Origin of the sequence: Propioniciclava sp. (genome assembly GCF_029977985.1) — a bacterium.
Taxonomy (GTDB): Bacteria; Actinomycetota; Actinomycetes; order Propionibacteriales; family Propionibacteriaceae; genus Propioniciclava.
Map to the genome: position 1 here is coordinate 1 of NZ_JARKOT010000193.1, position 9420 is coordinate 9420.

The following is a 9420-nucleotide window of genomic DNA, read 5'->3' on the forward strand; positions in this document are numbered from 1 at the left end:
CTGGACGCCTCGCCCGTGGCCACGATGAGCACGATGGCCGTCTCGCCCGTCTCGTCGAGGCCGGGGATGTTGAACGTGAGGTGCATCTCGACGAGCCATGCGTCGTACCCGTCGACGGTGGCAGCCTCGTTGACGCGGTCCTCGCGGGCGACCTTGGCGTCGCCGTAGAAGGCGCCGATGATGCAGCGCGTCACGATCTCGGAGCCCTGCTCGGGGCTGAAGAAGCCGTCGCCGGCCACGAGTTCGCCCACCAGCAGCGACGCCACCCAGCTGTTGCCGCTGTCGCCGTAGTTCTCGTGCACGGTGACCATCTGGCCGAACACGTCGCGTCCGAAGGCGAGGCGGTTCTCCTCGAAGACGGCACCCCAGGGCGAGCCGAGCTGTGGGTACGAGAGCGCCCCGCCCTGGACGCGTCCCGGCGGGTTGACGTGTGGGGTTGGCGAGATGATCTGGCTGCTCGTGGGGCAGAGGGGACCGGTGGGGTTGGAGGCCGGTTCCTCGCCGGTGAACGGGTTGCCCACGAACCGTTGCACCAGCCAGACTCCGCCGACGAGCAACGCCACCACGAGGACGCCGACGAGGCCGAGGGCGAGCAGCGGACGCCGCGAGGGCGACTGCTGCCGGATCTGCCCGTAGTCGTAGCTCGCCTGCTGGCCGGCTGCGTACATGGGCAGTTGCCCCCCGGCGGGCAGGGGCGGTGGGTCGAAGCGGTTCGCGGTGATGCTCGGCGTCCAGGCCGAACCGTCCCACCAGCGGAACATGCCTCGTTGTCCACCGGGATCCGGGTACCAACCGGGAGCGCTCATGCGCCGATTCTAGGCGGCGTCCGGCTGGCTGCGACGATGGACGCGAACAGGCCCGCCGAGCCATGCTCGACGGGCCCGCACGGACGCCGGCTCACCCGAAGCGGCCGGTGATGTAGTTCTCCGTCTCCTCCTTGTCGGGGGTGGAGAAGATCTTCTCGGTGGGGCCCATCTCGATGAGCTTGCCGGGAGCGCCGGTGCCGGCGATGTTGAAGAACGCGGTGGCCTCGGAGACGCGGGCGGCCTGCTGCATGTTGTGGGTCACGATGACGATCGTGTAATTGGCCTTCAGCTCGCCGATGAGATCCTCGATGGCGAGGGTCGAGATCGGATCGAGCGCCGAGCAGGGTTCGTCCATGAGCAGCACGTCGGGCTGCATGGCGATGGCACGGGCGATGCACAGACGCTGTTGCTGGCCGCCGGAGAGACCCGAACCGGGCAGATCGAGCCTGTTCTTGACCTCTTCCCAGAGGTTGGCGCCACGGAGGGCGCGCTCGCACACCTCGTCTTGTTCCTTGCCGCCCATGCGCTGGTTGTTGAGCCGCAGGCCCGCGAGCACGTTCTCCTTGATGGACATGGTGGGGAACGGGTTGGGCCGCTGGAACACCATGCCGATCTGCCGGCGCACGTTCACCGGGTCGACGGCCGTCCCGTACAGGTTCTCGTCGTCGAGTAGCAGTTCGCCCTCGACGTAGGCGTTCGGGATGACCTCGTGCATGCGGTTGATGGAGCGCAGGAAGGTCGACTTGCCGCAGCCGGAGGGGCCGATGAACGCCGTCACCGCGCGGGGTTCGATGACCATCGAGACGTCCTCGACGGCCTTGAACTTGCCGTAGTAGATGTCGAGGTTCTTGGCTTCGATTCGTTTGGACATGAGGTTCGGCTCTCCTTGGTTACCGGCCGGTCTTGGGCGCGAACTTGGCGGCGATGATGCGGCCGATCAGGTTCAGTGCCATGACGATGAGGATCAGGGTGAGGGCGCCCGCCCACGAGCGCTGCAGGAACGCCTCGACCGGGACGCCCCGGTAGGCGTACTGGCCGTAGACGAACGTGGGCAGCGTCATCATGGCGCCCGAGAAGAAGTTGGGATTGATGCTGGCCGTGAAGCCGGCGGTGATCATCAGCGGGGCGGTCTCGCCGATGACTCGGGCGATGGCGAGGATGATGCCGGACACGATGCCCGAGAGGGCGGTGGGGATGACGATGCGCAGGATGGTCTTCCACTTGGGGACGCCGAGGGCGTAGGACGCCTCGCGCAACTCGTTCGGCACGATCCGCAGCAGCTCCTCGCAGGAGCGCACGACGACCGGGATCATCAGGACCGACAGCGCCAGGGAGCCGGCGAACCCGCTCACCGTGCCGGGCCCGATGAGCAGGGTCATCAAGGCGTACACGAAGAGCCCGGCGACGATCGACGGGATACCCGTCATGACGTCGACGAAGAACGTGATGCCGCGGGCGAGCGCCTTGCCCTGGCCGTACTCGGCCAGATAGACGGCCGTCAGGAGACCGATGGGCACGGAGATGAGGGTGGCGACACCGGTGATCATCAGGGTGCCGTACACGGCGTGGATGGCGCCGCCGCCTTCGCCGAGCACGTTGCGCATCGACCACGTGAAGAACGTCCCATCGAAGCGGGCCAGGCCGCTGGCGAGGGTGGTGAACGCGAGCCACACGAGCGGCACGAGGGCGAGGACGAAGGCCGCCACGACGAAGCCCTGCATGATGCGGTCCGTCGCCCGCCGCGTCCCTTCGACGGACGCCGACCAGGCGAACAGGGCGAGCTGGTGGGCGAGGAAGCCGGCGATCGCGATGACCGCGATGTTGACCCCGATCAGGGGAACCGTGACGAGGGCGGCAAGGACGAGCGCGCCGACGCCGGTGGCGGCCGGCGACCAGCGGGGGAGTTGGCCGGCGGTGAGCGAGCCGGACGCGGCCCGAGGGGCGAGGGTGGTGGTGCTCATCAGTTGGCTCCCGAGTAGGCGGCACGGCGGGCGACGATCCACCGGGCGACCATGTTGACGCCCAAGGTGATCACGAACAGCACGAGGCCGCCGGCGATGAGCTGGTTGATCCGCAGGCCGGACGCCTCGGGGAAGTTGAGCGCGATGGTTGCGGCGATGGTGTTGGGGTTCTGCTGGCCGATGAGCTCCCACTTGATGACGCCGGCGCCGGACAGCACCATCGCGACGGCCATGGTCTCGCCGAGGGCGCGGCCGAGGCCGAGCATGACGGCGGACACGATGCCGGCGCGGGCGAACGGGAAGACGGCCATCCGGATCATCTCCCAGCGGGTGGCACCGAGGGCGAGGGCGGCTTCCTCGTGCAGTTTCGGCGTCTGCAGGAACACCTCGCGGCACAGGGACGTGATGATCGGCAGGATCATGACGGCCAGCACCAGCGAGGTGGTGAGCAGGGTGCGACCGGTTCCGGACGCCGGCGGTGCGAACAGTGGGATCCAGCCGAGGTAGGTGGCGAGCCACGTGTGGAACGGCTGGAGCGCCCCGGCGAACGTGAGGCCGCCCCACAGGCCGTACACGACCGAGGGGACGGCGGCCAACAGGTCGATGACGTAGCCGAGGCCGGCCGCGAGGCGGCGGGGCGCATAGTGGGTGATGAAGAGGGCGATGCCGAGGGCGACGGGCACGGCGAACACGAGCGCCCAGAGGGCCGACCAGACGGTGCCGAACGCGATCGGGATGACCCACGACCAGAACTCCCCGTAGCCCTGCGACTGGAGGGTCTCGGGGCTGGACGTGAGCGCGGGCACGGCCTGGGCCACGAGGAACGTGGCGACGGCGGCGAGAATGAGGAAGATGAGCAGGCCGGATCCGGTGGACAGGCCCTTGAAGACCTTGTCGCCGAGGCGCGGGCGCGTCGGGACGAGTCCCGAGTCGGTCTCGGCCGACCGTGGTGCTGTGGAGAGACTCACGATGCCTTCCGAAGGTTGATGGCCCGGCCGTCCGGGCGGTTCAGCTGCTGGAGCGAGGGAGCCCTCCGGGCCCCCGAAAGGGCCCGCCGCGGCTCAACCGCGGGGGCCCTTCGGTGGACCTGGAGGTGGGACGTCGGGTCACTTGACGGACGCGACCGCGGCCTCGATGTTGCTGGTCATCGTGGACGACAGGGGTGCGTTGCCGGCCTGCGCCTGCGCGGCCGCCTGGCCGTCGGCGGAGACCATGTAGCCGAGGTAGGCCTTCACGAGCTCTGCCTTGGCGCTGTCGGCGTACTCCTCGCACACGATGGCGTAGGAGATGAGCGCGATCGGGTACTGGCCCTCCGCCGTCCGGTCGAGCTTCAGTGCCCAGTCGTGTTCGGCGCGGCCGTCGGCCTTGGCGGCGTTGTCCACGAGTGCGGCGGCGGCCTCGGCGGTCGGGCCGAAGAAGTCGCTGCCCACCTTCACCTCGGCCTTGCCGAGCGAACCTGCCTGGGACTCGTCGGCATACCCGATCGTGCCGTTGCCGTTGGTGACGGCGTCGACGACGCCGGAAGTGCCCTTGGCGGCCTCACCGGGGAACGCGGTCGGCCACGTGCCCGACGCCTTCTCGGTCCACACGTCCGGCGCCGCCTGGTGGAGGTAGTCGGTGAAGTTCTCGGTGGTGCCAGAGTCGTCGGAGCGGTGCACCGGCGTGATGGTCTGGTCGGGCAGCGTGGCACCCTCGTTGAGGGCGGCGATCTTCGCGTCGTTCCAGTTGGTGATCTGACCGGCGAAGATGCCGGCGATCGTGGCGGCGTCCAGCTTGAGGTCCGTCACGCCCTGGACGTTGTAGACGACCGCGATCGGGGAGATGTACACCGGCAGGTTGAGTGCGTTCGAGGTGTCGGCGCAGCCGGCGAACTTGCCGGCCCCCATCTCCTCGTCCTTCAGGGCGCGGTCGGAGCCGGCGAAGTCGGCGGCACCGGCGATGAAGGCGTCGCGGCCGGCGCCCGAGCCGTCGGGCGCGTAGTTGACGGTGACGCTCGGGTTGGCCTCCTGGAAGCCGGCGACCCACGCCTGCTGGGCGACCTGCATGGACGACGCGCCCTTGCCCGTGAGCGTGCCGGAGAGGTTGCTGGCGGCGGCGGTCGAGCCGCCCGTGCTCGGGGCGGTGGGCGTTCCTTCGTTCGCGGCGCACGCGGTGAGCGACAGGGCGGCAACGGTGAGGACTGCGAACGGAGCGCCGATCGTACGGATGTTCAAGGCTCTTCCTTCGAACGTGGTTCACGGGACTCCCTGCCCCGCGGACTGGAGTGATCCTTCGGTCGTCTCCGACGCTACGGACCCTCCGTGAAGAGATTCGACCCCCAAGATGAACGGATCGTGAACGAGCCGTCTCGATCCGGACACGGCACCCCACGTGCCTCGGCTTTGACGTCCCGACTAGGCGCGCGGCCGATGGAACTCATGGGCTACGACGCGGGCGTCGGCGTCCAGGTGGACGATGACGGTGGCGGCGGTCTGCATCATCCGGTTCGGGACCCCGATGCCTGCGAGCATCGTCGGCAGCACGGGCCTGTGGCCGCAGACGGCCGTGGCAACGCCCGTGGACGCCGCCTGCTCGGCCAAGCGCAGCATGTGCTTCGCGACGCCTTTGGGATTGTCCTCGCCGATCTCCTCGCTCAGGACCGTCCACCCCTCCACGTCGCGGCCACTCGCCTTGCCGAAGGGCGCCAAGGTCTGCATGCACCGCGTCGAACTCGACGACGTGAGCCGCTCGACACCGAAGGCGTCCAGCAGCGGGATGAGCAACTTCGCCTGCTTCCGGCCGCGCGCGGTGATCGGCCGCGCCTGGTCGCGCCCGGACCAGTTCTTGCGGTCCATCGCCTTCGCGTGTCGCACGACGAGCAGAGCGGTCGTCGGGGTGGCGTCGAGCCCCTGCTGCACGACATCCCGCTCGTGGGCGTACGTCATGCGCGCGAACGCCGCCTTCGGCGACAGCCAGACGACCTTGTCGACCTCACGGTCGGGCTTGCGCTTCGTGATCGCCCGCGGGCTCGCCAACCAGTAGTGCACCGCCTTCATGCCGGTGCTGATGGGGTACCTGATCATCTCCAGAGGTTGGTGCAACCGCACCTGAACGCCGGTCTCCTCCAGAGTCTCGCGGGCCGCGGCGACCGCCTCGTACTCGTCGGGCTCCAGCTTGCCCTTCGGCAACGTCCAGTCGTCGTAGGTCGGCCGGTGCACGAGCAGCACCTGCGGTTGCTTGCCGGGCCGCTGCCGCAGGGTCACCGTCCCGGCCGCCACCTGGACCTTGCTCGGGCTCATCGCGTCTCTCCTCGTCGTCCGGCGAACGTGGCGATCAAGTGCTCCTGCAGGTCACGCAGCCGGACGCCCTCGGCGTCGGAGGTGCGGCGGGTCCAGCGCGTGTCGTCGAGCTCCCAGCAGGCGGTGTCCTCGGCGAAGGCGAGATCGAAGAGCCGCTCGATCTGGGCACTGTGGCGGCGGTTGGTGAGCGACACCACCACCTCGACGCGCCGGTCCAGGTTGCGATGCATCAGATCGCTGCTGCCCAGGGCGACGAACGGCTCCCCGTCGTTCGCGAACCAAAACAGCCGGCTGTGCTCGAGGAAGCGCCCGAGGATGCTGCGCACGCGGATCGTCTCGCTCAAGCCGGGCACGCCGGGGCGCAGGGCGCACATGCCCCGCACCCAGAGATCCACCGGGACCCCCGCTTGCGAAGCCCGGTAGAGGGCGTCGATCACCGTCTCGTCGACGATCGCGTTCACCTTCATCCGGATGCCCGCCGGACGGCCCGCCCGGTGGTGCTCGATCTCTGTCTCGATGCGCTCGGCCAGCCCCCGGCGGACGCCGTGCGGCGCCACGAGGATGCGTCGGTAGTTGACCTCCTGGGTGATGCCGGACAGGTGGTTGAAGACGCGCGCGATGTCCTCGGTGACGACGGGGTCGGCGGTGAGCAGCCCAACATCCTCGTAGGTCCGGGCGGTGGTGGGGTTGTAGTTGCCGGTGCCGATGTGGACGTAGCGGCGCAGGCCGTCCGGCTCGTCGCGGACGACGAGGCACAGCTTCGCGTGCGTCTTCAGGCCGACGAGGCCGTAGACGACGTGACAGCCGGCGCGCTCCAGCTTGCGCGCCCATGCGATGTTGGCGTGCTCGTCGAAGCGGGCCTTGATCTCGACGACGACCAACACCTGCTTGCCGGCCTCGGCGGCGTCGACGAGGGCGTCCACCAGCGGCGAGTCTCCGGAGGTGCGGTAGAGGGTCTGCTTGATGGCGAGCACGGCCGGGTCGGCGGCCGCCTGCTCGACGAACCGTTGCACCGAGGTGGCGAACGAGTCGTACGGGTGGTGGAGGAGCACGTCGTGATCGTGGAGCGCGGCGAACAGGTCGGCCGGCTGGGCGGTCTCGACGGAGGCCAGATCGGGATGCGTCTGGGGCAGGAAGGAGCTGAAGGACAGGTCCTCGCGGTCGACGCGGGCGACGAGTGAGGTGAGCGCGGTCAGGTCGAGCGGTGCGGGCACCTCGAACACCTCGCGGGCAGAGATGTCGAGCCGCTGGGTGAGCACGTCGAGCAGTTCGGCGGGGATGCCGCGCGCCACCTCGAGCCGCACGGGTGGACGCCCGGTGCGTGCCCGCATCAGCTGCTTCTCGAGGGCGTGGAGCAAGTTCTCGGCGTCGTCCTCCTCCACCTCAACGTCGGAGTTCCGCGTCACCCGGAAGGTGCTCCAGGAGAGCAGCTCCATCCCGGAGAACAACTCCGAGAGCTGGTTGCCGACGATCTCCTCGAGCGCGATGAACCGGCCGCCGCCGAGGTCGACGAACCGGTCGAGATTGGTCGGAACCTTGATCCGGGCGAACTGCCGCCCGCCGGTGGCCGGGTTGCGCAGCAGCACGGCGAGGTTGACCGACAGCCCCGACACGTACGGGAACGGGTGCGCCGGATCCACGGCCAGCGGCGTCAGGATGGGGTAGATGCGCTCGGTGAACAGCGTGGCCAGCCGGTCTCGCTCGGTGACCGTCAGCTCACCCCACGCGACCACGTGAACGCCTTCGGTGGCCAGACCGGGCAGCACATCCTCGGTGAGCGTCTCCGACTGGGTCGCCACCAGCCCGCGGACGCGCCGCAACACCAGTTCGTGCAGGTCACGCGGCAGGACGCCGGAGGCCCCCGGCAGGGCCACGCCCGCTTCGATGCGCCGTTTGAGGCCGGCGACGCGCACCTGGAAGTACTCGTCGAGATTCGAGCTGAAGATCGCCAGGTAGCGGGCGCGTTCGAGCAGCGGCACCGACGCGTCGCGTGCCAGGTCGAGGACCCGTTGGTTGAACGCCAGCCAACTGAGCTCGCGGTCGGCGAAGCGGGTCCGTGGCTGCTGGTCGACGAGGGTGTCGCTCACGCGATCCCTCCTTCCGCCGGGACGGGCTGGCCGTAGAGGACGTCGGCGTGGTCGCGGGTGAACCCGCCGCGCTCGTAGAGACGGACGGCCGCGGTGTTGTCGGCGTCCACATACAAGATGACACGCCGGACGTCGCCGCGCGCCAGGTGCGCCAGACCGGCCTGCAACAGGACGCCCCCCAACCCTCGCCCGGCCGCCCGCGGGTGGACGCCGAGCACGTACACCTCACCCGTGTCGGCGTCGTGGCGCTTGGTCCAGTGGAAGCCGGCGACGCCGTCGGCATCCTCGGCGAGGACGAGCCCGGCCGGGTCCCACCACTCCTCGGACTGCCGGGCGGTCAGGTCGGCGGCGGAGAAGTGGCCCTGTTCGGGGTGGTGGGCGAACGCGGCGGCGTTCGTGGCGAGAAAGGCGTCGGCGTCGGCGTCCATGAACGGGCGCAGGGTGACACCGGCGGGGGCGACGGGCGCGACGACGGTGTGGAGAGGCTTGGCGAGCACGAGCAAACCGCGCACGGGCACGAGCCCCGCCGCGGCGGCGAAGCCGTGCGCGGCAGGCAGATCGCGGAACGCCCAGACGGCCGGGGCGGACGTCCGGGCAGCCAGCGCGGCGAGGAGCCGCGTGCCGACGCCGCGACGGCGCGCGGCCGGGTGAACGACGAGCTGCGCGGTGGCGTTGTCGGGCTGCCACTGGGCGTACCCCGCGAGAGCGGCGCCGTCGGTGGCCAGCCAGTGCCACGCCCCCGGCCGCGCCAGCAGCAATTGCGCCTCCTCGTTGAGCGGCGAGGCGCCGTCGGCGTCCGTTGCCGCGCTGACGAGGGACAACACGCGGGCGCGCTGCGCGGGCGACAGTTCGGTGAGTGGTTCCACGGCGCCACCCTAACGGGGCCGGGCGATGCCCTCGGGGCTGAACCGGTAGCCGACGTTGCGCACCGTGCCGATGAGGTTCTCGTGCTCGACGCCGAGTTTGGCCCGCAACCGCCGCACGTGCACGTCGACCGTGCGGGTGCCGCCGTAGTAGTCGTAGCCCCACACGTCCGACAGCAGGGTTTCTCGGGTGAACACGCGGCCCGGGTGCTGCACGAGGTACTTGAGCAACTCGAACTCGGTGTAGGTCAGGTCGAGGGACCGGCCGTGGAGGGAGGCGTGGGAGGCGGACTCGTCGATGGTGATGCCACCCGAACTGGTGATGCCGTCGCCCCGTGTGGCGAGCAGCAGCCGCAGGCGGGCGTCGAACTCTGCGGGGCCGGCGTTCTCGAGCACGAAGTCGCCCACGCCCCAGTCGGCGCTCA

At 69.8% G+C, this 9420-nt stretch carries 9 protein-coding genes; all 9 read right to left on the bottom strand.

All coding sequences use genetic code 11. From position 1 onward, the window contains the following. The coding region (locus Q1K57_RS11380) for a DUF2510 domain-containing protein (RefSeq protein WP_300082599.1) at positions 1-806 on the bottom strand (806 nt) is incomplete at its 3' end. 91 nt (positions 807-897) lie between these two features. Next, a complete protein-coding gene (gene pstB / locus Q1K57_RS11385; RefSeq protein WP_300082602.1) occupies positions 898-1677 on the bottom strand; it encodes a phosphate ABC transporter ATP-binding protein PstB in 780 nt (259 codons plus the stop codon). 19 nt (positions 1678-1696) lie between these two features. Continuing rightward, complete coding sequence (gene pstA, locus Q1K57_RS11390) at positions 1697-2767, bottom strand: phosphate ABC transporter permease PstA (RefSeq protein ID WP_300082605.1); 1071 nt, start codon at positions 2765-2767, stop codon at positions 1697-1699. Next, positions 2767-3735 carry a phosphate ABC transporter permease subunit PstC gene (pstC, locus tag Q1K57_RS11395; protein ID WP_300082608.1) on the bottom strand — a complete coding sequence of 323 codons (969 nt, stop codon included), beginning with the start codon at positions 3733-3735 and terminating at the stop codon, positions 2767-2769. The genes pstA and pstC overlap by 1 nt, the downstream gene beginning before the upstream one ends. A 138-nt stretch (positions 3736-3873) precedes the next feature. Further along, positions 3874-4980, bottom strand: a complete 1107-nt coding sequence (gene pstS, locus Q1K57_RS11400) for a phosphate ABC transporter substrate-binding protein PstS (protein WP_300082611.1) — start codon at positions 4978-4980, stop codon at positions 3874-3876. Between the two features lie 180 nt (positions 4981-5160). After that, complete coding sequence (locus Q1K57_RS11405) at positions 5161-6045, bottom strand: NUDIX domain-containing protein (RefSeq protein ID WP_300082614.1); 885 nt, start codon at positions 6043-6045, stop codon at positions 5161-5163. Next, the gene (locus tag Q1K57_RS11410; RefSeq protein ID WP_300082617.1) at positions 6042-8132 is read right to left on the bottom strand and encodes an RNA degradosome polyphosphate kinase; all 2091 of its coding nucleotides are present in this window, start codon (positions 8130-8132) and stop codon (positions 6042-6044) included. Before Q1K57_RS11410 ends, Q1K57_RS11405 begins: the two co-directional genes overlap by 4 nt. Beyond that, on the bottom strand, positions 8129-8998 hold the full coding sequence (gene mshD / locus Q1K57_RS11415; RefSeq protein WP_300082620.1) for a mycothiol synthase: 870 nt from the start codon (positions 8996-8998) through the stop codon (positions 8129-8131). Before mshD ends, Q1K57_RS11410 begins: the two co-directional genes overlap by 4 nt. 9 nt (positions 8999-9007) lie before the next feature. Further along, a partial coding sequence (locus Q1K57_RS11420) for a response regulator transcription factor (RefSeq protein WP_300082624.1) occupies positions 9008-9420 on the bottom strand: 413 nt, incomplete at its 5' end.